The 25,830-nt window shown below is 74.2% G+C and carries 18 protein-coding genes and 1 pseudogene; 8 read left to right on the top strand and 11 right to left on the bottom strand.

The genetic code is table 11. The annotated features are described in order from the left end of the window. Positions 1-8 precede the first annotated feature (8 nt). A complete protein-coding gene (locus RM779_RS19265; protein ID WP_311618971.1) occupies positions 9-2,645 on the top strand; it encodes a family 78 glycoside hydrolase catalytic domain in 2,637 nt (878 codons plus the stop codon). Here RM779_RS19265 and RM779_RS19260 read toward each other — a convergent pair. Further along, a complete protein-coding gene (locus RM779_RS19260; RefSeq protein ID WP_311618970.1) occupies positions 2,629-4,476 on the bottom strand; it encodes a beta-L-arabinofuranosidase domain-containing protein in 1,848 nt (615 codons plus the stop codon). The two genes, RM779_RS19265 and RM779_RS19260, sit on opposite strands and share 17 nt — an antisense overlap. Before the next feature lie 86 nt (positions 4,477-4,562). Here RM779_RS19260 and RM779_RS19255 point away from each other — a divergent pair, with 86 nt between their 5' ends. After that, positions 4,563-7,442: a glycoside hydrolase family 2 TIM barrel-domain containing protein gene (locus RM779_RS19255; protein WP_311618969.1), complete on the top strand. Its 2,880-nt coding sequence runs from the start codon at positions 4,563-4,565 to the stop codon at positions 7,440-7,442. Here RM779_RS19255 and RM779_RS19250 read toward each other — a convergent pair. Both RM779_RS19250 and RM779_RS19245 read right to left on the bottom strand, forming a co-directional pair. Continuing rightward, a complete protein-coding gene (locus RM779_RS19250; protein ID WP_449657301.1) occupies positions 7,439-10,096 on the bottom strand; it encodes a family 78 glycoside hydrolase catalytic domain in 2,658 nt (885 codons plus the stop codon). The two genes, RM779_RS19255 and RM779_RS19250, sit on opposite strands and share 4 nt — an antisense overlap. A 47-nt stretch (positions 10,097-10,143) precedes the next feature. Further along, complete coding sequence (locus RM779_RS19245; RefSeq protein WP_311618968.1) at positions 10,144-11,097, bottom strand: sugar-binding transcriptional regulator; 954 nt, start codon at positions 11,095-11,097, stop codon at positions 10,144-10,146. 141 nt (positions 11,098-11,238) lie between these two features. On the opposite strand from RM779_RS19245, the gene RM779_RS19240 reads away from it, so the two are divergent. Genes RM779_RS19240 through RM779_RS19220 form a run of 5 tightly spaced genes read left to right on the top strand, consistent with a single transcriptional unit; the run spans position 11,239 to position 17,158 of the window. Then, a complete protein-coding gene (locus RM779_RS19240) occupies positions 11,239-12,126 on the top strand; it encodes a transketolase (protein WP_311618967.1) in 888 nt (295 codons plus the stop codon). Then, the gene (locus RM779_RS19235) at positions 12,123-13,103 is read left to right on the top strand and encodes a transketolase family protein (RefSeq protein ID WP_311618966.1); all 981 of its coding nucleotides are present in this window, start codon (positions 12,123-12,125) and stop codon (positions 13,101-13,103) included. The genes RM779_RS19240 and RM779_RS19235 overlap by 4 nt, the downstream gene beginning before the upstream one ends. Next, the gene (locus RM779_RS19230) at positions 13,100-14,596 is read left to right on the top strand and encodes an FGGY family carbohydrate kinase (RefSeq protein WP_311618965.1); all 1,497 of its coding nucleotides are present in this window, start codon (positions 13,100-13,102) and stop codon (positions 14,594-14,596) included. The genes RM779_RS19235 and RM779_RS19230 overlap by 4 nt, the downstream gene beginning before the upstream one ends. 35 nt (positions 14,597-14,631) lie before the next feature. Then, positions 14,632-15,603 carry a sugar phosphate isomerase/epimerase family protein gene (locus RM779_RS19225; protein ID WP_311618964.1) on the top strand — a complete coding sequence of 324 codons (972 nt, stop codon included), beginning with the start codon at positions 14,632-14,634 and terminating at the stop codon, positions 15,601-15,603. 49 nt (positions 15,604-15,652) lie between these two features. Beyond that, a complete protein-coding gene (locus tag RM779_RS19220) occupies positions 15,653-17,158 on the top strand; it encodes an alpha-L-fucosidase (RefSeq protein ID WP_311618963.1) in 1,506 nt (501 codons plus the stop codon). Positions 17,159-17,199: 41 nt separating this feature from the next. Here RM779_RS19220 and RM779_RS19215 read toward each other — a convergent pair whose 3' ends face one another. After that, the gene (locus RM779_RS19215; protein WP_311618962.1) at positions 17,200-18,390 is read right to left on the bottom strand and encodes a CaiB/BaiF CoA transferase family protein; all 1,191 of its coding nucleotides are present in this window, start codon (positions 18,388-18,390) and stop codon (positions 17,200-17,202) included. Between the two features lie 153 nt (positions 18,391-18,543). Between RM779_RS19215 and RM779_RS19210 the strand changes: the two genes are divergently transcribed. Then, positions 18,544-19,587: a LacI family DNA-binding transcriptional regulator gene (locus RM779_RS19210; RefSeq protein WP_311618961.1), complete on the top strand. Its 1,044-nt coding sequence runs from the start codon at positions 18,544-18,546 to the stop codon at positions 19,585-19,587. Positions 19,588-19,772: 185 nt separating this feature from the next. Here RM779_RS19210 and RM779_RS19205 read toward each other — a convergent pair. The 7 genes and pseudogenes from RM779_RS19205 to RM779_RS19175 all read right to left on the bottom strand — a co-directional run. Further along, positions 19,773-20,024 (bottom strand): annotated as a pseudogene (locus tag RM779_RS19205) (helix-turn-helix domain-containing protein); the annotation flags it as partial. A 63-nt stretch (positions 20,025-20,087) separates the two neighbouring features. Beyond that, the gene (locus RM779_RS19200; protein WP_311618960.1) at positions 20,088-20,867 is read right to left on the bottom strand and encodes an enoyl-CoA hydratase/isomerase family protein; all 780 of its coding nucleotides are present in this window, start codon (positions 20,865-20,867) and stop codon (positions 20,088-20,090) included. Between the two features lie 54 nt (positions 20,868-20,921). Beyond that, positions 20,922-22,061, bottom strand: coding sequence for a carbohydrate ABC transporter substrate-binding protein (locus RM779_RS19195; protein WP_311618959.1), 1,140 nt, complete (start codon positions 22,059-22,061; stop codon positions 20,922-20,924). Positions 22,062-22,089: 28 nt separating this feature from the next. Continuing rightward, entirely contained in the window at positions 22,090-23,154 is a 1,065-nt protein-coding gene (locus RM779_RS19190) for an aldose 1-epimerase family protein (protein ID WP_311618958.1), read from the bottom strand. Next, positions 23,151-23,888: an SDR family NAD(P)-dependent oxidoreductase gene (locus RM779_RS19185; RefSeq protein ID WP_311618957.1), complete on the bottom strand. Its 738-nt coding sequence runs from the start codon at positions 23,886-23,888 to the stop codon at positions 23,151-23,153. Before RM779_RS19185 ends, RM779_RS19190 begins: the two co-directional genes overlap by 4 nt. 122 nt (positions 23,889-24,010) lie before the next feature. Beyond that, on the bottom strand, positions 24,011-24,853 hold the full coding sequence (locus tag RM779_RS19180; RefSeq protein ID WP_311618956.1) for a carbohydrate ABC transporter permease: 843 nt from the start codon (positions 24,851-24,853) through the stop codon (positions 24,011-24,013). After that, the gene (locus tag RM779_RS19175) at positions 24,850-25,830 is read right to left on the bottom strand and encodes a carbohydrate ABC transporter permease (protein WP_311618955.1); all 981 of its coding nucleotides are present in this window, start codon (positions 25,828-25,830) and stop codon (positions 24,850-24,852) included. Before RM779_RS19175 ends, RM779_RS19180 begins: the two co-directional genes overlap by 4 nt.

The raw sequence follows: 25,830 nt of genomic DNA, 5'->3' as shown, positions 1-25,830 counted from the left end.
GACCTGATATGGCCAAGGCCCCCGCCGCGCCGACCCACTTGAGGACCGGGTATCTCACCGATCCCCTCGGCATCGACGCCGAGCGGCCGGATCTCTCCTGGCGGCCCGCCGCCGGACGGCAGCGCGCCTACCGGATTCAGGTGGCGTCCACCCCCGGCCGGCTCACCGGCGGCGAGCCCGACCTGTGGGACAGCGGCCGGGTGGCCGGTGAGCGCGGTGTCGCGGTGCCGTACGCCGGTCACCCGCTCGGCTCCGGCCGGCGGGCCTGCTGGCGCGTCCGGGTGTGGGACGAGGATGGCACGGCGTCCGCCTGGAGCCGGACGGCCGGGTGGGAGACGGGGCTGCTGGAGCCGGCCGACTGGGGCGGCGCGCGCTGGGTGACCGCACCCGAGTGGGCCCCGCCCGCCACCGAGGAGCACGACCCGGACCGCGCGATGCCGCTGCTGGCCCGGGACTTCCACCTGGACGCGCCCCTCCGCAGGGCCCGCCTGTACGCCACCGCCCTGGGCGTCTACGTCCCCACCGTCAACGGGCGCCGCATCGCCGCGGCCGAGCTCGAACCCGGCTACACCGCCTACGACAAGCGGCTGCTGTACGCCACCTACGACATCACCGGCGCGCTGCGGGCGGGCGCCAACACCGTCGGCTTCCGGCTCGCCGGCGGTATCGCCCACGTTCCCGACGTGCCGGGCCGCTACCAGAAGCTGCACGTCAGCTACGGCCTGCCGAGGCTGCTCGCGGTGCTGCGCGTGGAGGCGGAAGACGGCTCCGTCACCACCCTCGTCACCGACGAGAGCTGGCGCACGGCGCCCGGCCCCGTCACCCTCTCCGACTGGTTCGGCGGCGAGGAGTACGACGCCCGCCGCGAACGGCCCGGCTGGGACGCGCCGGGCGCCGCCGCCCGGGCCGGCTGGCGTCCGGCGGTCGCCGTGCCCGCCCCGGACGTCGCACTCACCGCCCGCGCCCACCCGCCGGTCGAGGTCGTGGAGGAGCTGACCGCCGTCTCCGTCGACGAGCCCCAACCCGGCGTCCACGTCGTCGACTTCGGTGTCAACATCGCCGGCCGCCCCGAGCTGCGTGTCGCCGGGCCCGCCGGTACCACCGTGACGCTGCGCCCCGCCGAGCTGCTGAACGACGACGGCACCGTCAACCAGCGCTTCACCGGCCGGCCCTGCTACGACGCCTACACCCTGCGCGGCGACGCCGCGGGGGCCGAGGAGGTCTGGCATCCGGTCACCGTCTACCACGGCTTCCGCTACGTTCAGGTCGAGGGACTGCCCGGGCCCGCCACCACCGCCACCGTCCGCGCGCAGGTGCTGCGCGCCGCCAACCCGCCCGCGGGGGGCTTCGACTGCTCCGACGAGTTGATCACCGGCATCCACCGGCTCGTCGACCGGGCCGTCCAGTCCAACATGTACAGCGTCCTCACCGACTGCCCGCACCGGGAGAAGCTCGGCTGGCTGGAGGAGACCCACCTCGTCTTCCCCGCCGTCGCCGACAACTACGACGTCGCCGCGTACTACCGCAAGCTGGTGCGCGACATGGCGGACGCGCAGACCGCCTCCGGGCTCGTGCCGGGCATCGCGCCCGAATACACCGTGTTCGCGGACAAGTTCCGCGACGACCCGAACTGGGGCGGCGCGATCGTCCTGGCACCCTGGCTCCTCTACCGCAGGTACGGCGACACCCCCACGCTGCGCGCCCACTACCCGCACATGGAACGCTATCTGGACCACCTCGCCTCCCGGGCGGACGGCGACCTGCTCTCCCACGGGCTCGGCGACTGGATGTCCTTCGACAACTCCACGCCGAAGGCGGTCACCGCGACCTACGCCTACCACCGCCTCGCCACCGCGATGGGCCGGATCGCCGCGGTCCTGGGCCGCGAGGGCGACGCCCGGGACTACGCGGCGCTCGCCGACCGGGTCGGCCGCGCCTTCCACCTTGCCTTCTTCGACGCCGGGCGGCACACCTACGCCACCGGTAGCCAGGCCGCCGACGCCCTCGCCCTGGAGCTGGGCGTCGTGCCGCCGGCCGAGCGCGACGCCGTGCTCGCCCATCTCGTCGCCGCCATCCGCGCCGAGGGCGACCACGTCACGGTCGGCGAGATCGCCCTGCCCTCGCTGCTGCGGGTGCTCTCCGCCCACGGGCGCGACGACGTCGTCCACGACCTCGTCACCCGGACCGACAGCCCCAGCTACGGCTACCAGATCGCGCACGGCGCGACCGCACTCACCGAACGCTGGGACGGGCCCACCCGCGGCTCGTCGCAGAACCACTTCATGCTCGGCGCGATCCAGGAGTGGCTCACCGCCTCGCTCGCCGGCATCCGCCAGGCCGACGACTCGGTCGCCTTCGACCGCATCGTCATCAGGCCCGCCCCGGTAGGAGATCTCACCCATGTCGACGCCTGGTACGACACCCCCCGCGGCCGGGTCCGCAGCTCCTGGCGGCGCCCGCCCGGCGGCGGCTTCCTCCTCGACGTCACCGTGCCCTCGGGGGCGCCCGCCCGCGTCGAGGTGCCGCTGCCCGGCGGCGCCGCCCCCGCCCCTGCGCCGCCGGGCGCGCGGGCGCTCGGCGCCGAGGGCGACCGCGCCGTCTACGAGGCGGGTCCTGGCACCACGCGCTTCAGCGCCGGGGAGTGACCGGGAAGTAGACCGCGTAGCTCTCCTCCTCGACCTCGTGCAGCGGCACGAAGCGCAGCCCCCGGTCCTGGCCCAGGGCGCGCCAGGAGCCCCGCCAGGCGAACGGATCGCGCTCCTCGTCGGGGGCCAGCAGCGTCTCCGGACGGTCCGGGTCCCCGACCAGGCGGCGCTCCTCGTCGCACAGCCCGGCCAGGACCACGGGCCCGTGGCGGAACGCCACCGCATCCGGCCGGTCGGGCAGGGGCACCGCCCGCAGCGCGCGCGGCAGTTCCAGGCGGACGACGTCGTCGTGCCACACCCGGCGCACGGTGGCGCGCCGGGCGCCGTCCGGCACCTCCCGCCGCTCGCCGTTCACCGTGAGCGTCACCGGGCCGCTCACCCACTCCGGCACCCGCAGCGCGAGCTCGAACTCGCTGGGCTCCGCGGCCCGCACGGTCAGCTCGACGGCCCAGTGGCCCGGACGGCCGCGCGCGCCTTGGTCGTCGGTGGCGGCGATGTGCGTGCCGACCTCCGGGTCGGGCCGCTGCGTGAGCTCCACCTCCCCGGTGCCCGCGCCCCAGCGGGCCGTGGAAGGTATGTACTGGCAGACGGACACGCCGCCGTCGTGGTTGTAGTACGCGTAGGCGTTGTGCCGGGTGTGGGCCTGCACCATCGTGCCGTAGCAGCACCAGAAGCTGTCCGTCGCGGTGCCCCACCGCTTCCGCGCGCCGGGCCGCAGCGGCAGGTAGTAGGCGGCCATGCCGGTGCGCGGGTGCTGCTGCGCCAGGACGCCGTTGTAGAGATTGAGTTCGAGATAGTCCGCGTATGCGGGGGCGCCCGTCCAGCGCAGCAGGGTGTCCGCCAGCCGCATCATGTTGTACACCGTGCAGTGCTCCTGCGTCTTCGTTCCCAGGCGGGCGGCGAACGCGTGCGGCGGTGTCCACACCTCCTCGCTGCTCTGCCCACCGGTGGCGAAGTACCCCCGGTCGGTCACCGCGCACCGCCAGTACGCCTCGGTGACGCGCCGCCAGCGTTCCTCGCCGGTGACCTCGTAGGCGCGGGCCGCGCCCAGGGCCTCCGGAATCGTGGTGTTGGCGTGCCGGTTGGTCAGCGGGTCCTCGCCGGCGAGCAGCCGGTCGAAGAGCCGGGGCCGGTCGTAGCGGTACACGAGGTCCAGGTGGGCGGGGTCGCCGGTGATGCCGTAGAGGTCGGCCCAGACCTCCAGCATGCCGCCGGTCTCGTAGTCGAGGATGTCGTCGAGCCCGGCCCGGGAGAACCCGCCCGTCCACCGGTGGAACCACCGGGCCGCGCCCACGACCGTCTCCAGCGCCTCGTCGCTGCCCAGGTGGCGGTACGCGTCGAGCAGCCCCATCAGCGTCTTGTGCACGGTGTAGTGCGGGGCCCACACGGGCTTCCCGGCCGCCATGCGGTGCAGGTACTTCTCCGGGATGGAGAACACCCATTCGCCGCCGTTCTCCCGCTGGAGTCCCGCCAGCCGGCCGACGATCCCCTCGGCCCGCGCCCGCAGCTCCGCGTCCCCTGTGGTGGCCACGATCCTGGCCGCCGCGGACAGCCAGTGGCCGAGAAAGTGGCCCCGCAGCTGCGAGCCCAGCGCCTCCCAGCCGCCGAACCCGGCCCCTGGCTCGGGCGGGGCGCCGGGCGTGAAGACGCCCGCCTCGTGGACGAAGCCGCGCAGCAGCTGCCCGGCGCCGAGGCTCATCAGGTAGGTGCGTACCAGGCCGAGACGGCGCTGGAACGGGTTGGGCAGCTCGGTGTAGTCGATGCGGCCAAGGCTGGCCGGCAGGCGGACGCGGTCGGGGGGAAACGCCGTGAGCGCGGGAAACGGTCGCATCGCATCAGGAAGACGGCCGCGACCGTCAGCTGTCAATACCTTTTCAGCTGTTTTCAGCCGTTATCTGTATTTCATGGGGAGTTGTGATGCCGTCGTACTTCGAGGACCTCACCCCCGGTACGGGGCTGCGCCGGCCCCGCGCCGCGTTCACCTCCGACGCCGGGCGGCTGAGCCTCACCGGGACGTGGCTCTTCCGGCTCTCCGCGACCGCGGAGGGCGCGCCGCTGGACTTCCTCGGGCCCGAGCCGCCGCCCGGCGGCTTCACCGAACTGCCGGTCCCCTCCCACTGGGTGCTGCACGGCCACGGCGTCCCGCGGTACACCAACACGGCCTACCCCTTCCCGATCGACCCGCCGCACGTGCCGGACGACAACCCCACCGGCGACCACCGGCTCGCGTTCGACCTGCCCGCCGGCTGGCGGACGGCGGACAGCGTGCTGCGCTTCGAGGGCGTCGACTCCTGCTTCCGCGTCTGGCTCAACGGGCAGTGCCTCGGCACCGCCAAGGGCAGCCGGCTGCCGGCCGAGTTCGACGCGGGACCGGCGTTGCGCCCCGGCCCCAACGTGCTCGCCGTGCGCGTGCACCGCTGGTCGTCCGGCAGCTACCTGGAGGACCAGGACATGTGGTGGCTGCCGGGCATCTTCCGCGAAGTCGCCCTGCTGGAGCGCCCGGTGGGCGGCGTCGACGACTTCTTCGTGCACGCCGGCTACGACCACGTGACCGGCCGGGGCACGCTCACCGTGGACACCGGGGCGCCCGCCCTGATCTCGGTGCCCGAACTGGGCATCGAGGACCTGCCCGCCGGGCGGGAGGCGACCGGCCTGGCCGTGGAGCCGTGGACGGCGGAGACACCGCGGCTGTACGACGGCCACCTCACGACCCACGGGGAACGGGTCCCGCTGCGCCTCGGCTTCCGCACCGTCGCGATCACCGGCGGCCTGCTCACCGTCAACGGCACACCGCTGCTGCTGCGCGGCGTCAACCGGCACGAGCACGACCCCGACCACGGCAGGGCACTGTCCGTCGCGACCATGCGCGCGGACCTGCTGCTGATGAAGCGGCACAACGTGAACGCGGTCCGCACCGCCCACTATCCGCCGCACCCGGCCTTCCTCGACCTCTGCGACGAGCTGGGGATGTGGGTCGTCGACGAGTGCGATATCGAGACCCACGGCTTCATCCACGCGGACTGGCGCGGCAACCCCGCCGACGACCCCCGCTGGGAGCCGATGCTGCTCGACCGGATGCGGCGGATGGTCGAGCGGGACAAGAACCACCCGAGCGTCGTCGTCTGGTCGCTGGGCAACGAGAGCCACCACGGCCGCAATTTCGGTGTCCTGGCCGACTGGACCCGCTCGCGCGACCCCGGCCGGCCGCTGCACTACGAGCGCGACCGCAGCTACCGCCACTCCGACTTCTACAGCCTCATGTACACCCCCGTGGACGAGGTCGAGCGCATCGGGCGGCGCGAGGAGGCCGTCCCGCCCGAGACGGCGGACGACCCGGAGCTGGAGGCCCGGCGCCGCGCGCTGCCGTTCCTGCTGTGCGAGTACGCCCACGCCATGGGGAACGGCCCCGGCTCGCTGGCCGCGTACCAGCGGGTCTTCGAGCGGTACCCGCGCTGCCAGGGCGGCTTCGTCTGGGAGTGGATCGACCACGGCTTCCGCCGCCGCACCGCCGACGGCCGGGAGTACTTCGGCTACGGCGGCGACTTCGGCGACCACCCCCACGGCGGCACCTTCTGCATCGACGGACTGGTCTTCCCCGACCGCACCCCGTCCCCGGGACTGGCCGAGCTGAAGAAGGTGTTCCAGCCGGTCACCGTCGAACTCGCCGGTGCGCGACTGCGCGTGGCCAACCGCCACGCGTTCCGCGACCTGTCGCACCTGCGGTTCACCTGGACCCTGGAGGACGACGGGCGGCGGGTCGCCGCCGGCGAGCTGCCGGTCCCGCGCGTACCCGCCGGCCAGGCGGCCGAGCTGCCGGTCCCGCGGCTGCCGGCCGCCGCCGGGGAGGGATGGCTCACGGTGCGGGCCGAGCTGGCCGGTGACGAACCGTGGGCCGCGGCCGGGCACGAGGTCGCCTGGGCCCAGTTCGCCGTTTCCGCCCCGGCCGCGCGACCGGTCGGCCCCGGCCGGGCCGCCCGGCGCCGGGGTGACGTTATCGCCCTGGGCGCGGGGCTGTTCGACGCCCGCACCGGGGTGCTCGGCCGGCTCGGCCCGCTCGCCCTGGACGGACCGCGCCTCGACATCTGGCGCGCGCCGACCGACAACGACCGTGGCATGGGCGCGAACTCGGTCGCGCGGGAGTGGCACCGCGCCGGTCTCGACCGGATGGAGCACCGCACCGTCTCCGTCGCCCCGCGCGAGGACCGGCTGGTGGTGGAGGCCCGGGTCGCCGCCGCCGGCACCGAGCGGGCCCTGCGCGTCCGTTACACCTGGACCGCGGCCGGGCCGGACCTGCGGCTGGAGGTACACGTCGTCCCGGAGGGCCCCTGGGACGACCTGCCCCTTCCGCGCCTGGGCGTACGGCTGACGCTGCCGGCGGACTGCGACGCCGTCCGGTGGTTCGGCAGGGGACCGGGGGAGGCGTACCCGGACAGCCGCGAGGCCGCCCGCGTGGGGCTGTTCGCCACCACGGTCGCCGGCCTCCAGACGCCCTATGTCGTGCCGCAGGAGAACGGGCACCGCGCGGAGGTCAGGTGGGCGGAGCTGGGCGGCCCGCGCCACCGGCTGCGGATCGAGGGGGCGCCGCACTTCGGCCTCACCGCCCGGCGCTGGACCACCGGCGACCTGGCGGCGGCCCGGCACCCCACGGACCTGGTCGAACGGGACCGGGTGTACGTGAACCTGGACCTGGCCCACCACGGCCTGGGCAGCGCCTCCTGCGGCCCGGGGCCGCTGCCCGAACACCGGCTGATACCCACGGAGACCGCCTTCGCCCTCCTCTTCCGCGCCCTGCCCTAGGCATACTCTCCGGCCGGGCCGGTGACGCGGTGGGTGCCGGAGGACACCTCGACCGGCGGGGCGCCGGGCAGTTCGATCACCGCCGTCGCGCCCGCCGGCACCACCGCCTCCACCTCCAGCCGCCCCGCTTCGATGCGCCACCCGGCCTCCGCCGGCCCGTACGGGGTGAGGTGCCGGGCCCGCGCGTGTGTGAGCCCGCCGCCGGGCCGGGGCGCGACGCGCAGACGCCGGTAGCCGGGCGCGGCGGGGGCGAGCCCGGCGACGGTGCGGTGCAGCCAGTCGGCGACCGCGCCGAGCGCGTAGTGGTTGAACGACGTCATCTCGCCGGGATTGACCGTGCCGTCGGGCAGCATGCTGTCCCAGCGCTCCCAGACCGTGGTCGCGCCCCGGGTGACGGGGTAGAGCCAGGAGGGGCATTCGCGCTGGAGCAGCAGCCGGTACGCCGTGGTCAGTTCGCCGCCGTCGGCGAGGGCGTCGCACACCACGGGCGTGCCGGCGAAGCCGGTGCCGATGCGGTGATCCGCGTCGGCGACGAGCCGAGCCAGCCGCGCCGCCGCCCCCCGCCGCGCGGCCGCAGGCAGCAGGCCGAAGCGGAGCGCCAGCGCGTACGCGGTCTGCGTATCGGAGGTGAGGCGGCCCGCGGGGGTCAGGTAGGCGGCGGTGAACGCGGCGCGCAGCGCCGCCGCCATCGCCCCGTACCGGCGCACGTCGCGTTCCTCGCCCAGGACCCGGGCGGTGTCCGCCAGCCGCCCCGCCGACGCGGCGGCGTACGCGGAGGCCACCAGGTCCGGGTCGGTCAGGGCGCGGCCCGGGTCGTCCGGTGGTGCGGCCGGGTCAAGCCAGTCGCCGAGCTGCCGGTCGTGCCGCCACAGCCCGTCCCCGTCGAGCCGGGAGGCCACCAGGTCCACCCAGGCCCGGGCGCTGGGGTACTGCGCGCGCAGTACCCCGGCGTCGCCGAAGCGTTCGTACAGCGTCCAGGGGGTCAGCACGGCCACATCGCCCCAGACGGCCGCGGGCCAGGACGGCGACCAGTCCGGCCGCCACGCCTCGGCCTCCAGCGTGGGCACGAAGAACGGCACGGTGCCGTCGTCGTACTGCTCGGCGGCCAGGTCCGCCAGCCACGAGGTCAGCATGCCGGCACAGTCGTAGAGGAAGCAGGCCGTGGGCGCGAAGACCTGGAGGTCGCCGGTCCAGCCCAGCCGCTCGTCGCGCTGCGGGCAGTCGGTCGGCACGTCGAGGAAATTGCCACGCATGCTCCACACGACGTTCTCGTGCAGCTGGTTGAGCAGCGGCTCCGAGCACTCGAACCAGCCGGTGCGGCGCAGGTCGGTGTGGAGGACCTGCGCGGTGACGTCGCCGGGCCGTAGCTCGCCGGGCCAGCCGGTGACCTCGGCGTAGCGGAACCCGTGGAAGGTGAACCGCGGCTCCCACTCCTCGGCCCCGCCGCCGCGCAGCGTGTACCGGTCGGTGGCCTCGGCGTCCCGCAGCGGCCGGGTGCACAGCTCACCGTCCTGGAGGACCTCGGCGTGGCGCAGGGTCACGGTGGTGCCGGCGGGGCCGTCCGGCCTGATGCGCAGCCGGCCGACGAGGTTCTGGCCGAAGTCGAGGATCGTGCGGCCGGCGGGCGAGGCGAGGACCCGGGCGGGCGAACGCTCCTCGGTGCGGCGCACGGGCGGCCCGGTGGGGGCGACGAGCGTGGCCGCGTCGCGCGCGACCGCCAGGACCGGATGCCAGCCGGAGTCATCCAAGCCCGGCAGGGACCAGCCCGGCGAGAAGAAGCCCGACGGCGTCAGCCGGGCGTCGTAGGACTCGCCGTCGTACAGGCCGGCGGCAAGCAGCGGACCGTAAGTGCAGCGCCAGTCCCGCTCGCTGGTGCAGAAGCGCACCTCGGTGCCGTCCGCGCAGACGACCTCCAACTGGGCGAGCAGTGCCAGATCGTCGCCGTAGTAGGCGCGCACGCCGCCCTGGAACCCGATGCGCCCCCGGTACCAGCCGTCGGCGAGCCAGGCGCCGAGCGCGTTGGGGCCGGACCGCAGCAGACCGGTGACGTCGTACGTCGCGTAGCGCAGCCGGTGGTGGTAGCTGGTCCAGCCTGGGGCCAGTACCTGGTCGCCGACCCGGACGCCGTTGAGCTCCAGCTCGTGGACGCCGTGCGCGGTCGCGTACAGGCGGGCCCGCGAAGGCGCGGCCGGCAGCGCGAACTCGCCCCGCAGCAGCACCGGGCGTTCCGGCTCCCGCTCGGCAACGGGAACGGCGGGGGCGACCATGGCGGCCGTGACGTCCCCCGGGGTCAGCAGCCCGGCCTCGACGGTCAGCGCCGGGCTCCAGCCCGAGGCGGCGCCGTCCTCGCCCCACACCCGGACCCGCACCTCGCGCCGTTCCCTGGAGGCGAGCGCGGGCGCCCCGGCGGGCCAGGGCACCAGCACGGAGTCGGCTCCTGGGAGTCGGCCGGTGCGCCACGCCGTTCCGTCGGCGGCGGCGGGGGCGCGCAGTTCGATCTCGTGGGCCGCCTGCCGCCAGCCGGGCCGCCCGGCGTGGACCGTCCACGACAGCCGGGGCCTGGGCTCGCCGATACCGAAGGGCTCGCGGTGGTGCTCGGCGACCGGCGTGCCGACGCGGAGGTGGGCGGGGTCTGGCTGGGAGGTGGACAACACGGCGGATCTCCTCGCTCGTCGCGATACCGGGTCGGGCGCGCTGTTCCTCAGGGCCGGGTCAGGCGTTCCGCGGTGAACCGGTCGGTGATCAGGACGTTGACCAGGCCGCCGCGCAGTGCGCCGCGCACCGCCTCGGTCTTGCGCCGCCCGCCGGCCACGGCGACGCACCGGGGCACCGCGCGCAGCCCGTCGGGCGTGATGCCGATGACGCGCTCGGCGGTGCCGGCGTCCACCGGCGTGCCCGCGGCGTCGAAGAAGTTGAGGCACACGTCGCCCACCGCACCGGCGGCGCGCAGCTGTTCGATCTCGGCCGCGGAGAAGACGTTGCCGCTGCTGGCCAGCACCCGCGAGGGTTCGAGCGACCCGATGCCGACCAGCGCCACCGTGATGCCGTCGAACAGGGCGAGACCGGCGGCGACGAAGGGGTCCTCGCGCAGCGCCTTCGCGCTGGCGGCGGAGCCCGCGACCCCGGGGGAGGGCAGGTGGACGGCGTCACCGTGCAGCACCCGGGCCATCCGGTCGGTCAGCCGGGTGGCGTGCTCGGCGGCGGCCGGATCGCCCACGCCGCCCAGGACCTGCACCACCCGGACCCCGGCCAGTCCCGGCGCGGGGTGGAGGTGGTCCACCAGGGCCAGCAGGGAGGCGCTCCAGGAGGAGATACCGATGACGTCGCCGGAGCGCAGCGTGGCTTCCAGGTAGTACGCGGCGGCGGCGCCGAGCTCCGGCAGGATGCGCTGTTCTTCGTCCTCGCCGACCTCCACCACGAGCGCCAGCCGGAGCCCGTAACGTTCCTGCAGGGCGCCCTCCAGCTCCGGGTGGGTGCCGGCCGGCGGGGACACCGTGATCCGCACGATCCCGTGCTGCTCCGCCTTGCTCAGCAGCCGCGACACCCGGGCCTGGGACAGCCCCAGGCGCCGCGCTATCTGCGGCTGGCGCACGCCCTCGGTGTAGTACATGCGCGCCACCCGCGTCATGAGGCGCAGTTCCTCGGGCGATGCCATCGCTCGTTCCTCCTCGCGAAGTCCCGTGGCCGCCGGTGCGGTTGCCACCTTGACGGGTCTCCGACAGAAGGTTAGCTTATGGTGAATCAACATTCATAGCTGAATGGATATTCAGATGACCCTGTTGACGTGGTGTCGTCGATGACACTGAGGCCCGTTCCGGGCAGCGCGCGCCAACTGCGCGAGCTGCGCCGGTCGTTGATCGAGGCCCCCGTGGCGGAGCGCAGAACCCGGCTCGCCGGTATCGCCGCGGCGATCCGCAGGCGAGACCTGGAGATGATCCTCCGCGCGGGCATGGGCCACGTGGGCGGCGACTTCTCCGCCGTCGACATCCTGACCGTCCTCTACCTGCTGGTCCTCGACTGCGACCCGGAGCGCCCGCGGCTGCCGGAGCGCGACCGTTTCATCCAGAGCAAGGGCCACGGTTCGGGCGCCCTTTATGCCACGCTCTCGTACGCTGGCTTCTTCGCCGACGCCGATCTTGACACCTACATGGCGCCGCTCTCCCCGCTCAACGGCCATCCGGACTGCCGCAAGATCCCCGGCGTGGAGACCAACACCGGGCCGCTGGGCCACGGCCTGCCCTTCGCCGTCGGCTCGGCCATCGCCGCCCGGCTCGACGGCAGCCCGCGCCGCACGTTCGTCCTCACCGGCGACGGTGAGCTGCAGGAGGGCAGCAACTGGGAAGCGGCGCTGACCGCCGCCCAGCACGGCCTCGACAACCTGACGGTCGTCGTCGACCGGAACGGACTGCAGCAGGGTGCCCGCACCGAGGAGACCTCGGCTCTCGAGCCGCTGCCCGCCAAGTGGGAGGCGTTCGGCTTCACCGTCCGCACCGTGGACGGCCACGACCACGAGGCCCTGCGCCGCGAGTTGGGCGCACCCGCGCCGCCCGGACGGCCCCGCTGCCTCATCGCGGTGACGCAGAAGGGCCGCGGGGTGTCCTTCATGGCCGACCGGGTCGAGTGGCACCACCGGGTACCGAACGCCGACGAAGCCCGGCGCGCCATGGAGGAGTTGCAGGGATGACCGCCGCCCCCGCCTCGGAGCCCGCCGAGGCCACCGCGAGCCCGCCGGCGTACGACTGCCGGGTGGCGTTCGCCGACACGCTGCTCGAACTGGCCGCCGCCGACCCGCGGGTGGTGGCCGTGTGCAACGACTCCGTCGGCTCCAGCAACCTGAAGGAGTTCGCCGCCCGCCACCCGGACCGGCTCGTCAACGTCGGCATCGCCGAGCAGACCATGGTCGGGGTGGGCGCCGGTCTGGCGGGCGGCGGACGGATTCCCTTCGTCTGCGCCGCCTCCCCGTTCCTCACCGGCCGGGCGCTGGAGCAGATCAAGGCCGATGTGGCGTACTCGCGGGCCAACGTGAAGCTGTGCGGCATGAGCCCCGGCCTCGCCTACGGCCAGCTGGGCCCCACCCACCACAGCATCGAGGACCTGGCCTGGCTGCGCGCCCTCGCGGACCTCACCGTCGTGGTCCCGGCCGACCCGGCCGAGACCGCCGAGGCGGTGCGCTGGGCGCACGCCCACGACGGGCCCGTCTTCCTGCGCATCGGCCGCACCCCGGTGCCCGCGCTCACCCCCCATGTCCCGTTCGAGCCCGGCCGCGCAGCCGTGCTGCGCCGGGGCGACGACGTGACGCTGGTGGGCCTGGGCACCACGGTCTCCCTCCTGACCCAGGCGGCCGACCGGCTCGCCCTGCGGGGCGTCTCCGCCCGCGTGCTCAACATGTCCACCGTCAGCCCGCTGGACGAACGGGCCGTGCGCGACGCCGCCGAGCACACCGGCGGCATCGTCACCATGGAGGAGCACACCGTGCGCGGCGGGCTCGGCGGCGCGATCGCGGAAACCGTGGTCACCCACCTGCCCGTGCCCATGCGCATCCTCGGCGTGCCCGGCGTGTTCGCCCCCACCGGCGACGCGCGCTTCCTCCACGAGCACTTCCACATCACCGCCGCCGCGGCCGAACGGGCCGCACTCGACCTCCTCGGGCGCGGCCCGTGAAGTCGCCCGCCGTCCTCGCCCTCGACCAGGGGACGTCCAGCACCAAGGCGGTGCTGGTGGACGCGGACGGCGTCGTGCGCGCCACCGCCGCGCGCCCGCTGGCGCTGGCCCACCCGGGCCCGGGGCGGGTGGAGCAGGACCCGGCGGAGATCTGGGCGAGCGTGGTGGCGGCCGCGGGCGAGGCACTCACGGCACTCGCCGGGCGGCCGGGCACGGAGCTCGCGGCCGTCGCGCTCAGCACCCAGCGCGAATCGGTGCTCGCCTGGCGGGCGGACACCGGCGAGCCGCTCGGCCCGCTGGTCAGCTGGCAGGACCGCAGGGGCGCGGCGCGCTGCGCGCGGCTGGCGGCGGGGGCCGAGGGCCGGGAGATCACCGCGAGGACCGGCCTGCCCGTTGACCCGATGTTCTCCGCCACCAAGGCCGCCGCCCTGCTGGACGAGCTGGACCCCGGCCGCCGCGCGGCCCGTTCCGGCCGCATCCGGGTGGGCACGGTGGACGCCTGGCTGCTGCGCCGCATCACAGGCCGCGACGTGATGGAGATCGGCAACGCCTCCAGAACACAGCTGCTCGACCTGGCCACCGGCGCCTGGGACCCCCACCTGCTCGACGTGTTCGGCGTGGAACGGGCCGCGCTGCCGGAACCGGTCCCGTCCACCGGGCCGTTCGGGAGCGCCGACGGGTTGCCCGGCGTGCGTCCCGGCACGCCGCTCGCCGCCGTGCTCGCCGACTCGCACGCCGCCCTGTTCGCGCACGGCGCCGGCCGCCCCGGCCTGGTCAAGGCCACCTACGGCAGCGGCTCCTCGCTGATGGCCCTGGCCCCCGCCGGAACGGATTCCGGGCCCGTACCCGAGGGACTGGCCCGAACGGTCGCCTGGCAGCTGCCCGGCACCGGCCCCGCCCTCGCGTTCGAGGCCAACATCGCCGCCGCCGGCACCGCCGTGCGCTGGGCCGCGCGACTGCTGGGCACCGACGAACGCGGGCTCGCCGCGCTGGCCGAGGAGGCCGGGGAGACCACGGCCGTTCTGGTGCCGGCCTTCGAGGGCCTGGGCGCCCCCTACTGGGACCGCCGGGCCACGGCGGTGTTCACCGGCTTCACCCAGGCCACCACCCGGGCCGACTTCGCGCGGGCCGCGCTCGACTCGACGGCGTTCCAGGTCGCGGAGACCCTCCGCCTGTTCGAACGCGCCCTCGGCCCGCAGCGCGTCCTGCACGCCGACGGCGGAGCGAGCGCGAACGCCGCGCTCATGCGGCTCCAGGCCGACCTCTGCGGCTGCCAGGTACGGGTCAGCGCGCATCCCGAGAACTCGGCGCTCGGCGCCGCCCGCCTCGCCGGAGTCGCGCTCGGCCTGTGGACGGACGCGGACGTGCGGCGCCACGCGGAGCGGGACACGACCCTCGCCCGGCCCCGGCGGGACGCCGCCTGGCGCGCCGCACACCTCGCGCGCTGGCGCGACGCCGTCCGCCGCGCACGGCTGCCGAGCGACGTGCCCTAGACACCCCCACCCACCCACACAGTCAGGAGCACACCATGGCGAACCTCGTCTTCGGAGCGGGAATCTGGGCGTTCGGCCGGATCGTCGACCGGTACGCCACCGACGGCTACGGGCCGGAGCGCTCGACCAGGGCCATGCTCGAACTGGCCGCCCAGGTGGACGGCCTGGACCACCTCGACATCAACCACCCCTTCGACGAACCGGATCTCTCCGCCGCTTCGGTGGCCGCCCTGCTCGACGGGCTCGGCCTGCGGGCCCGCGCGGTGACCCCGCACCTCTACACCCGCGAGTTCACCCGCGGCGCCTTCACCAACCCCGACCCCGCCGTGCGCCGCGCCGCGCGCGACCGGGTGCACGCCGCCGTCGGGGTCGCCGCGGAACTGGGCGCCGGATACGTGAAGTTCTGGCCGGGCCAGGACGGCTTCGACATGCCGGGGCAGGCCGACTACGCCCGGCTGTGGGAGCTGACCGTGGACGCGATCCGCGAACTGGCCACCGCCCACCCGGAGACGCAGTTCGCCATCGAGTACAAGCCCAAGGAGCCCCGGGTCCGCATCACTCTCGGCAACGCGGCCACGACCCTGCTGGCCATCCAGGACGCCGGAGTCGACAACGTCGGTATCGTGCTGGACTTCGGCCACTCGCTGATGGCCGGGGAGACCCCCGCCGAGGCCCTGCAACTCGTCCACCGGCAGGGCCGCCTGGTCTCCGCCGAGCTCAACGACAACTGGCGGGGCTGGGACGACGACCTGCCCGTCGCGTCCGTGCACCTCTTCGAGACCCTGGAGTTCCTCCTCGCCCTGCGCCGCGTCGGCTGGGACCAGCCCGTGCTGCTCGACCAGTTCCCCTTCCGCGAGGACCCCGTCGCCGCCCTGTCCCACAGCATCGAGACCATCCGCCGGCTGGACGCGGCGTGCGAACGGATCGACGTCGACGCGCTGCGCGACGCGCAGGAACGGCAGGACGCGATCGCGGCCCAGAAGCTGCTGTGGGCGGCGGTCGGGTGAACCGTTCGCGGCACGCGCACAGCACGGGACAGGCGACGGAAGGGACACCATGAGCACCACCGCCCGCTCCGGCCCGTACGAGGCCAACTGGCCCTCGCTGCGCGGCCACCGCGTCCCCGAGTGGTTCGCGGACGCCAAGTTCGGCATCTGGTCGCACTGGGGCCCGCAGTCGGTCGCCATGGCCGGCGACTGGTACGCCCGCCACCTGTACGGGCCCTACGAGGGCACCGAAGGCTTCGAGCAGAAGCGCTCCCGCCGCCAGGCCGCGCACCACCGCGCCCACTTCGGCCACCCCGCCCGGTTCGGGCACAAGGACCTGTGCCGGCTGTGGCGCGCCGAGAGGTTCGACCCCGAGGCGCTGATGGACCGCTTCCGGCGCGCCGGGGCGCGCTACTTCGTCTCGCTGGCCGCGCACTGCGACAACTTCGACCTGTGGGACTCCACCCACCAGCCGTGGAACGCGGTCAACGTCGGCCCGCGCAGCGACATCGTGGGCCGGTGGGCGGCGGCGGCCCGCGGCGCCGGGCTGCGCTTCGGGCTGAGCATGCACGCCGGCTCGTGGACCTGGCGCTGGCTGGACGCCGCGTTCGCCGCCGACGCCGAGGGGCCGCGGGCGGGCGAACCGTACGACGGGCACCTCACCGCCGAGGACGGCCGGGGCACCTGGTGGGACGGCCTCGATCCGCGGGCGCTCTACGGCCCGCCGCGCCGCCCCGGCGACCCGCCGCGCGCGGACTTCGTCGACAACTACTACGCCCGGCTGCGCGAGGTCACCGAGCGGTACGCGCCCGAGCTGGTCTATCTCGACGACGCCCGGCTGCCGTTCGACGAGGGCAGCGTCTGCCCCGCGGTGCCGCCGAGCCCGCGCGGCCTGGAGTTCCTCGCCGCCTACTACAACGCCGTGCCCGAGGGCGCGGTGAGCGTCAAGACCGTCCCTGACGAGGACCGGGGCGCGGTGCTCCTGGACGTCGAGCGGCACCAGCTCGGCGAGACCGACCCGGCGCCCTGGCAGTACGACACCAGCATCGGCGACTGGTTCTACAGCGCCGGCGAACGCTACAAGACCGCAGGCGAGATCGTGCACCTGCTCGTCGACACGGTCAGCAAGAACGGCTGCCTGCTGCTCAACGTGCCGCAGCTGCCCGACGGGACCGTCGACGAGGAGACGGGGGCCGTGCTGGACGGCATCGGTGGCTGGACGGACGTCTGCGGCGAAGCCGTCTTCGGCACCCGGCCCTGGCACGTGCACGGTGAGGGCCCCACCCGCGTGGACGGTGCCAAGGCCCGCGAACGGTCGCTGCCCTACACCCCGCGGGACGTGCGCTTCACCCGCCGGGGCGAGACGCTGTACGCGTTCCTCATGGCCTGGCCCGCGGACGGTACGGCCCTGCTCACCAGCCTCGGCACGGACGCGGGGCACCTGCCGCGCCCGCCGCGGCGGATCGCGCTGCTCGGCGGCGGGCCGCTCCCGTTCGACCTGCGCGCCGACGGGCTGCGGGTCACGCTGCCGCCCGAGCCGCCGACCCCGTACGTCCAGGTCCTGCGGATCGAATGAGGGCCCGGGGCGCCACGCACGAGCGCGACGCCCCGCCGCGCTCAGCCCGCGGCGAAGACCGCGCCGTTCGCTATCAGCCCCTCCACCGCCTCCTCGCTCAGGCCGAGGTCGCGCAGGACCTCCCGGGAGTGCTGGCCGTTCACCGGCGCCGGGCGCGCCACCGACTGCGGGCTCGCGCTCAGGTCGAAGGGGAAGCCCGGCGTGGTCACCTGCCCCTCCGTGGGGTGCTCGTAGCTGACGAACGATCCGTTGTGCACCACCTGGGGATCGGTGAGCAGGTCCTCGTAGGAGTGGACCGGCCCGCACCACACCCCCGCCCCGCCGAGCACCTCAAGCCAGTGCCCGGTGGTCTCGCGCCCCAAGTGCTCCTCGACCAGGGCGGAGATCTCCTCGCGCCGGGTGAACCCGTCGCGCTCCGCCTCGAAAGGGGCGAGCCGCGGCTCGCCGAACAGCTCGGCCAGCACGGCCGGTTCGGCGAACGACAGCGCCAGGTAGCCGTCCGCGGTCGGGTAGATGCCGTAGGGGGCGCGGATGTAGCTGTGCGCGTGGATGCCCTCGCCCCGGGTCTGCGGCACGCCGCCGACCGTGCGGACCGTGATCTCCTGCATCTGCGCGCAGATGATCGCGTCCAGCATGTTGACCCGCACGAGCTGCCCCTCACCCGTGCGCTGCCGGTGGAACAGCGCGGCGAGCGCACCCTCGAACGCGGAGTAGGCGGCGAACGCGTCCACCAGGAAGTACGGCGCGGCGGTGGGCGCCCGGCCGGGCGCGCCGGCGCTGAAGAGGGCACCGCTCATCGCCTGGAGCAGCAGGTCCTGGCCGGGACGTGCGGCGTACGGCCCGCTCTCGCCGTACCCGGAGATCGACACGTACACCAGATCGGGCCGCAGCTCCCGCAGGGTCTCGTAGTCAACGCCGAGCCGCCGCGCCACCCCGGGCCGGTAGTTCTGCAGGAAGACGTCCGCGGTCTTCACCAGCTCGCGCAGGGCGGCGAGCCCGCCGGGCGATTTGAGGTCAACGGACAGGCTGCGCTTGTTGCGGTTCAGCGACAGGAACGAGGCGTTGACCTCCCGGCCGCGCGCGCCGCCCGCCGCGGCGCGTCGCTGCCACTCGCCGCCGACGGGCTCGACCTTGATCACGTCCGCTCCCAGATCGGCGAGCTTCATCGCCGCGAACGGGCCGGACATCGCGATGGACAGGTCCAGGACGCGGATGCCGTCGAGCACTCCCATGCCACACCTCACACCATTTGGGGCCTGTGGAGAGCGATGATAGCGCTAACGGCAGCGCTAACATAGAGGGCGGCCGTCCGCCCGACGGGCCGTCGGCTGCGTACAGTTGCCCCGGCCGCGCGGTGCGGCACGGCAGACGGGGAGGCAGGGCGGATGGGAAGCGGTCCAGCGGCGGGGCCCCGGCGGGCCTCGACGCGTTCGGTCACCCTGCGGGACGTGGCCGCGCGCGCCGGCGTCTCCTCGCAGACGGTCTCCCGCGTGCTGCGGATTCCCGACGAGGTCGCGCCGCACACCCGGGAGCGGGTGGAGGCCGCGATCCGGGAGAGCGGGTACGTACCCAACCTCGCCGCCCGCAACCTGGCCTCCAACCGCAGCAAGATCGTCGCCACGGTCATCCCCGCGCTGGGCAGCGAGCTGTTCTCCGAAACCCTGACCGGGCTCTCCGCGGTGCTCTCCCCGGAGGGCTACCAACTGCTGCTCGGCTACACCGACTACGACGACGAGCGGGAGGAAGACCTCATCCGCTCGCTGCTCGGCAGGCGCCCGGACGGCATCTGCCTGACGGGAACGGTGCATCGGCGCAGCACGGTGGCGATGCTCCGCACGGCCGGGGTGCCCGTGGTGGAGACCTGGGACTGGACGGACAGTCCGGTGGACACGCTCGTCGGCTTCTCCAACGAGCGGGCCATGCACGCGATGGTGTCCTCCCTGCACGAGTCCGGGTACCGCGAGCCGTGCTTCGTGGGCTCGCTGCTGGCGGGCGACCACCGCTCGCTGCGCCGGCTGGCGGGGTTCCGGCGGGCGGTGGACGCGTTCCGGCCGGGACGCGAGCCCCGCGTCGTGGACGCCTCCGAGTACCCGCTCACCCTGGAGTCGGGAGCGCGGCTGCTCGACGCCGCCCGCCGGGCGCACCCGGCGGCGGACGTGCTGGTCTTCTCCACGGACGTGCTCGCCTGCGGCGCCCTGCTCGCGGCCGGGAGCGCCGGCGTGCGGGTGCCGGAGGACGTGGCCGTCACCGGCTTCGGCGACTTCGAACTCTCCCGCGTGGTCCGCCCCGGGCTGACCACGGTGTCCCTGCCGAACGCCAGGATCGGCCGGGAGGCCGCGGCACTGCTGCTGCAACGGATGCGCGGCGAGTCCCCCGCCGTCCCCGCCCTGGACCTGGGCTTCGAGATCCGGCGTCGGCAGAGCACGTAGCCACGAGCTGAGGCGAGTCGACTAGGTCCTGTCCTGTCGATCTTGTCGGATCAGCCCGCGGCTCCCCCAGACTCCGTCCGGGAGGTGCCCCCAGATGCGGTGCATCGCAAGGCACCGGATCGCAGCTCATACTTGGCCGTATTCGCGCGATTCGGTAACGCAGCGAGGTGCCGTAGCTGGCGTCGTGGGCCCGGCAAGATCGGCAGGACAGGGCCTAGCGCCCCATCGGCCACTGCGGGCGGCTCGCCCAGCAACGCCGTCAGCTCGACGCCCAGACCGGCGGCAAGAGCATGGAGGGTCGGCAGGCGGGCTGATGTCTTCCGCCCTTGTTCCAGCTTCTTGACGACATCAACGGACACGCCGGCACGGTCGGCCAAGGTCTCCTGTGTGAGTCCCGCAAGGCGGCGCAGCCGACGGAGATCAGCACCGAGGCCCATGCTGCCAAGGGTAGGCGAGCAGAAGCCCAGGCAACGGCCGACGGACCGGCCGAGGCGGAGGCGTTATCTGCGGTGGAAGTGCGGGGGGCGCTTTGCCAGGAAGGCGGCGCGGCCTTCCGCGGCGTCCTCGGTGGCGAAGCAGACGGCCTGGAGGTCGCGTTCGCGCTCCAGCGCCTGGTCGAGGGGGACGCTGGCCGCCGCGTGCAGGTTGGCCTTGGCGGTCTCGGCGGCGATGGGGGCGCGGGCGGCGATGGTCGAGGCGATCTCCAGGGCGCGGTCGAGGAGTTCGGACGGTTCGGTCACCTCGCTGACCAGCAGCCGGCGCTCGGCCGTCGCGGCGTCGATCGGGTCGCCGGTCAGCAGCATGAGGGCGGCGTTGCTCGCCCCGATCGAGGCCCGCAGCTGCGCGGAGACGCCGCCGCCGCCGATCCAGCCCAGCTTGATCTCCGGGGCGCCGAACCGGGCGGTGGCGGAGGCGATCCTGATATCGCAGGCGAGGGCGGTCTCCAGACCGCCGCCGAGCGCGAGCCCGTTGACCGCGGCGATGACGGGCTTGCGCAGGCGGCGCAACGAGTCGCAGTAGTCGGAACGGTTGCGGAAGTCCCAGGGGGTGGCGTAGGCGTCGAGTTCGCCGATGTCGGAGCCGGCGCAGAAGGCGCGTTCGCCGGCCCCGGTGAGCACCACGGCCCGCACCTCGTCGGCGGCGTTGCACCGGTCGGCGAGCCGGGTCAGCTCGGCGGACATGGCGGCGGTGACCGCGTTCAGCTTCTCGGGCCTGTTGAGGGTGATGAGCGCGACGCGGTCGTGCAGCGTCAGGCGGATCTCCTCGACTGTGCTCTCCATGGCGGGGGGCTCCTCGGACGGGGATGCGGGGATGCGGGGGTGCGGGGATATGGGTCAGAGGGTCAGGGCGCGGTGCAGCCGGACGGTCTCGGCGAACGCGTCCGCCGGTGACGAGGCGCCGGTCGCCGCCGCCCGCAGTACGGCGGAGGCGGCGGTCTGGAAGGCCGGGTAGCCGGCGTGGCGGGGCCTGACCCAGGCGCCCTCGGTGGTGGCGAGGGTGCCGGAGTAGAAACCGGAGAACGCCGCGTCGAGCGCCGGGTCCCGCCACGCCTCCCGGCGCGAGGGCTGCGCCAACCGCTCGGGCAGGTAGGTGCGTTGCGCCCCGGCCGACAGCAGCCAGCTCAGGTGGCGGGCGAGCGCGGGGGAGACCTCGGTGCGGCGGGTCACGGCGAGCCCGGTACCGCCGAGCGTGGAGCCGAGCGGCCCGCCGGGTGCCAGCCGCGGCACGTCGCCGAAGCGTACCGGCGCGCCCGCCGCGCGTGCCGCGTAGCTGGCGTACCCGTAGACGAACGGGCAGTAGGCCGCGCGGCCCGCGGCGAGCAGGCCGAGCAGGCCGATGGGGTTGAGGCCGAACGTCGCGGGGTCGGCGCGGCGGGTCAGGTCCCGCATCAGCTCCAGCGCCGCGAGCGCGGTGTCGCGCGGGACCAGGCCGGAGGCGGGCGCGGGGTCGGGCGGCTCGCCGAGTGCGCAGCAGAGCGAGAAGAAGGTGAGCAGCGCGTGCGGACCGGCGAGCGAGAGCACGACGGGCCGCTCGGCGGCGAGCGCGGTCACCTGCTCCCAGGTGGTGGGCAGTTCCGGCACCGTCGCCCGGTGTGCCGCGGCCACCTGCGTGGCCGTGTCGAGCGGGAGCGCCCACAGTTCGCCGGCGGCGGTGTAGGAGTCAGCCGAGGCGCCGACCGTGGTCGCGCGCCACTCGGCGATGACCTCGGGGCCGAACAGCGCGGACAGTGGCGTGAGCGCCCCGCCCGCCAGGGCGTCGCCGAGGTGCGGATGGTCCAGGACGACGAGGTCGTAGCGGGCGCAGAGGTCGGTGATCGGGTGCGATTCGAAGCCTTCGAGGGGCTGCGCGTCCCAGGTGAGGGTGTCCCCGTGGCGTGCGGCGGGCGAGGGCGGCGCGGAGAAGCCGGCCGCGGCCCGCCGCAGCGCCTCGGTGCCCCGCGGGTGGTCCCAGGTCAGTCCGCGGTAGGCCGTCATCGCTCCGCCGCCCCGCCCGCCTGGCCGTTCACAGCTCGCCGATCCGGAAGACGGTGTGGTAGCGGCGCTCCTCGCCGGGGGCCAGGAAGGTCATGGACCCGTCGGCGCGGGCCGCCTCCTCGCCCGCGACGTGGTGCGTGGAGGGCTCCATCCCGACGGCGTAGGCGCCCTCGCGCAGGTGCAGCCACTGGAAGAACGCGGGGAACTCACGGGTGTCGTAGTCGAGTTCGAAGAACAGCCCCAGCCGCTCGTTGACCAGCCTCGGCTGTGCGCGACCCGCGCCGTCTGGGACGAGTTCGTGCTCGTAGACCTGCTCGACGAACCCCGGCAGCGGCGCGGGCATGACCAGGTGCGAGACGCCCTGCTCCGCGACGCTGTCGGAACGCCACAGGGTACGGGCCGCGGGCAGCTCCCAGCGCGCGCCCTCGTCCAGCAGGGGCCAGCCGACGTTGATGTGGTAGAGGTACATGTGCGGCGTCGGGTCGAATCCGGCGTTGCGCACGGTGTCGGTCAGCCGGATCTCGCTGCCGCCGAGGTCGGCCTCGATCCGCCGGGTCAGCCGCAGGTGTTCGGCGAAGACGGCCGCCTGCCGCACCTCGCCCTCCGCCCACAGCACGCACCGGCCGTCGTCGGTCCACCGTTCGCCGTAGCCGTGCAGCCGGGCGGGGGTGTGGGCGACGCGGCCGTGGAGCCCGTTCCACACGGTGGCGCGGTGCGGGTAGCGGTACTGCGAGGCGTCCACCTCGGCGGTGAACAGGGTGTGGTCGAGGCCCGCGGTGACCAGCAGCCCGGAGAAGCTGCGCATGAGCGAGAGGCCGTTCTCGTCGCCGTACTCGTGCAGGCCCGGGTGGCGGAAGCCGGTGGCCGAGCGCCAGCCGAAGCCGTGCCCCCGGTACTCGGCGGTGCCCAGATCCATGGCCCGGTCCACGAGAACGTCGAAGGCCAGTCCGCCGCCGGTTCTGAACTCCAGTGCGCGGATGCCGCGTTCGGCACCGTCGTCGAGCACGACGGCCCGGATGCCGCCCGCGGCGGAGAGGTCACCCGCGCGGCGTTCGAGCGCGGCGCGGTCCAGGTCGCGTCCGGCGATCCTCATGCCATCACCCACCCTCCGTTGACCTCAAGGCACTGACCGGTGACGAACGAGGCGTCGGGGCCGAGCAGGAAGGCGACGGCCGCGGCCAGTTCCTCGGGCCTGCCGCGTCGTTTGAGGGCCTGCCGGTCAAGCACGAAACGCCGGTAGCCCTCCGGGTCGGGGTGGATCTCCTCGGCCGCGGTGGGGAACGCGCCGGGTGACACGGCGTTGACCCGGACCCCGTGCGGGCCCAGTTCCCGGGCGAGCGCCCGGGTGAGCGCGGTGGCGGCACCCTTCGTGGAGACGTAGGCGGCCAGGTCCGACCAGCCGCCGTGCATGGTGATGGAGGCGACGTTGACGATGGCGCCGCCGCCCGCCTCCGCCATGAGGCGGGCGACCGACTGGGCCACGACCCAGTAGGCGCGCTGGTTGACGGCCACCACGCGGTCGTACTCGGCGAGTTCGACGTCGAGGAACGGGGTGGCCGGGTAGATCGCGGCGTTGTTGACCAGGGCCCCGGGGACGCCGAGCGCCGCGCGGGCGCGCTCCACGGCGGCCGCGGCGGCGGCCGGGTCGGCCAGGTCGGCGGCGAGCGGCAGGGCGCGCGCGCCGGCCCGTTCGACGGCCTCGGCGGTGGCGGCCAGGGCCGCGGGGTCGATGTCGACGGCGGCGACGTCGTAACCGTCGCCGGCGAGCCGCACGGCGACGGCACGGCCGAGGCCGCCGCCGGCCCCGGTGACGAGTGCGGCGGTCATCGGCGGCCTCCGGTGGCGGGGGAGCGGGTGGTCTCGTGGCTCACGGCGGAAGTACCTCCAGTAGCGGCTCGGGGCGTGGCGCCGGGGACGAACGGACGGACGAGGGGCGGGGCCCGCGGCGGTCAGCCCTTGACCGAACCGGCGGCCAGGCCGCGCATCAGGTGGCGCTGGGTCGCCACGAAGATGGCCAGGATCGGGATGACGGCGAGCAGCAGCGTCGGGAACACCTTCGTGTAGTCCGCCGAGTACTGGCCGACCGCGGCGTAGACCCCCGTGGTGACCGTGTAGATGCCGCTGCCGGGGCCGAGGATGACCTGCGGGCTGGCGAAGTCGTTCCAGACGCTGAGGGAGTTGAGGATGAACGCGGTGGCGACGATCGGCCGCATCAGCGGGAAGATGATCCGCCACACCGTGTAGTGGCGGCCCGCGCCGTCGATGGCCGCCGCCTCGTCCAGCGCGCGCGGCAGCACCCGCACGAAGCCGGTGAAGACGAACAGGGTGAACGGCACGGTGGTCGCCGTCATGAAGAGCACGAGCCCGGGAAAGGTGCTCATCAGGCCGAGGCCGCGCAGCACGAAGATGACCGGGATGAGGATCACCTGCGTAGGGATGAACATGCCGGCCACGAAGAACATCAGGATGGCGCGGAACAGCGGCCTCGGGGTCCTGGCCAGCACGTGCGCGGCGGGCACGCAGAGCCCGATGGAGAGCACGTTGACGCAGACCAGGAGCCCCAGCGTGATGGCGTAGCCCTTGGGGATGCTGAACTCGGGACTGTTCCAGGCGGCGCCGAGGTATTCGGTGGTGGCCCGGGAGAGGTCGATGGTGAACGGGTTGGTGAGGATGTCCTGCTGGCTCTTGAACGCGTTGATCACCAGCAGGTAGAGCGGGATCAGCATGAAGAGGCACAGGACGCCGAGGAATCCGACGCGCAGCGCGGTCGCCGGACGTGACGAGCGAGTCATCCGATGGATTCCGCCCCTTCTTCCGCACGCCGCCTGAGCGCGAGCACCGTGAAGGCGAGGATCGCGGCGGCGATGATGAGCACGACGGCCTCCGCCGAGGCGAGGCCGATCTGCCGCCCGGGGAAGGACACGGCGAGGATCGAGTAGGCCAGGGTCTGCGTCGATCCCGCCGGCCCGCCGCCGGTGAGGGAGACGACGACGTCGTAGGTCTTCAGCAGCGAGATGCCCGAGGTGATGAGGGCGACGCTGAACGTGGGCGCGAGGGCGGGCCAGGTGACGGCCCGGAAGGTCTGCCAGCGTCCGGCGCCGTCGATCCTGGCCGCCTCGACGAGGTCGGCGGGGACGGTCTGGAGCCCGGCCAGGTAGAGCACGAGCTGCACGCCGAACAGGGACCAGGAGATCACGAAGATCAGGGTCCACAGCGCCCACGTCGGGTCGGAGAGGAAGGGCATCGAGGAGCGCCCGGCCTTCTCCAGCATGGTGTTGACCACGCCCTGCGGGCCCAGTATCGCCTGCCAGAGGAAGCCGACGACCAGGGCGCTGAGGACGTGCGGGTAGAACATCACCACCCGGCCGAAGGTGGTGAACCCGCCGGTCCGCTGGAGCAGCAGCGCCAGGCCCAGCGCGGCGGCGTTGACGAGGATGGCGCCGACGAGCGCGATCGTGCCGGTGACGACCATCGAGTCGGTGATGTCGGCCGACTGGAAGACCCGCTGGTAGTTCTCCCAGCCGATGAACTCGGGGATCTGGTTGGGAAAGCCGTTGTAGTCCGTGAAGCTGTAGTAGACGGCGTAGCCGACGGGGACGACGAGCAGGCCCACGTAGAGCACGAGCGCGGGGGCGACCATGGTGAGGCGCGCACCGGCGTCGCGCCACCCCCGCCATCCCCGGCGACCCCGGCGTGCCGCGGGGCCTGCCGCCTCGGCCGGAGCCGCCGCGGCGCGCTCCGGGACGGTCTTGGTCAGCGTCCTGGCCAT

Origin of the sequence: Streptomyces johnsoniae, from assembly GCF_031845565.1 — a bacterium.
Classification (GTDB): Bacteria; Actinomycetota; Actinomycetes; order Streptomycetales; family Streptomycetaceae; genus Streptomyces; species Streptomyces johnsoniae.
Note: the sequence above shows the minus strand (reverse complement) of the source record. Positions and strands in the feature narration are given on the sequence as shown.

Excerpts from the sequence above, each read along its gene's own strand:
- RM779_RS19265 (WP_311618971.1), top strand. The coding sequence starts at position 9 with ATGGCCAAGGCCCCCGCCGCGCCGACCCACTTGAGGACCGGGTATCTC.
- RM779_RS19175 (WP_311618955.1), bottom strand. The coding sequence starts at position 25,830 with ATGGCCAGGACGCTGACCAAGACCGTCCCGGAGCGCGCCGCGGCGGCT.
- RM779_RS19245 (WP_311618968.1), bottom strand. The coding sequence starts at position 11,097 with ATGGCATCGCCCGAGGAACTGCGCCTCATGACGCGGGTGGCGCGCATG.
- RM779_RS19195 (WP_311618959.1), bottom strand. The coding sequence starts at position 22,061 with ATGACGGCCTACCGCGGACTGACCTGGGACCACCCGCGGGGCACCGAG.
- RM779_RS19255 (WP_311618969.1), top strand. The coding sequence starts at position 4,563 with ATGCCGTCGTACTTCGAGGACCTCACCCCCGGTACGGGGCTGCGCCGG.
- RM779_RS19260 (WP_311618970.1), bottom strand. The coding sequence starts at position 4,476 with ATGCGACCGTTTCCCGCGCTCACGGCGTTTCCCCCCGACCGCGTCCGC.
- RM779_RS19190 (WP_311618958.1), bottom strand. The coding sequence starts at position 23,154 with ATGAGGATCGCCGGACGCGACCTGGACCGCGCCGCGCTCGAACGCCGC.
- RM779_RS19225 (WP_311618964.1), top strand. The coding sequence starts at position 14,632 with ATGGCGAACCTCGTCTTCGGAGCGGGAATCTGGGCGTTCGGCCGGATC.
- RM779_RS19215 (WP_311618962.1), bottom strand. The coding sequence starts at position 18,390 with ATGGGAGTGCTCGACGGCATCCGCGTCCTGGACCTGTCCATCGCGATG.
- RM779_RS19240 (WP_311618967.1), top strand. The coding sequence starts at position 11,239 with ATGACACTGAGGCCCGTTCCGGGCAGCGCGCGCCAACTGCGCGAGCTG.
- RM779_RS19235 (WP_311618966.1), top strand. The coding sequence starts at position 12,123 with ATGACCGCCGCCCCCGCCTCGGAGCCCGCCGAGGCCACCGCGAGCCCG.
- RM779_RS19220 (WP_311618963.1), top strand. The coding sequence starts at position 15,653 with ATGAGCACCACCGCCCGCTCCGGCCCGTACGAGGCCAACTGGCCCTCG.
- RM779_RS19180 (WP_311618956.1), bottom strand. The coding sequence starts at position 24,853 with ATGACTCGCTCGTCACGTCCGGCGACCGCGCTGCGCGTCGGATTCCTC.
- RM779_RS19210 (WP_311618961.1), top strand. The coding sequence starts at position 18,544 with ATGGGAAGCGGTCCAGCGGCGGGGCCCCGGCGGGCCTCGACGCGTTCG.
- RM779_RS19200 (WP_311618960.1), bottom strand. The coding sequence starts at position 20,867 with ATGGAGAGCACAGTCGAGGAGATCCGCCTGACGCTGCACGACCGCGTC.
- RM779_RS19185 (WP_311618957.1), bottom strand. The coding sequence starts at position 23,888 with ATGACCGCCGCACTCGTCACCGGGGCCGGCGGCGGCCTCGGCCGTGCC.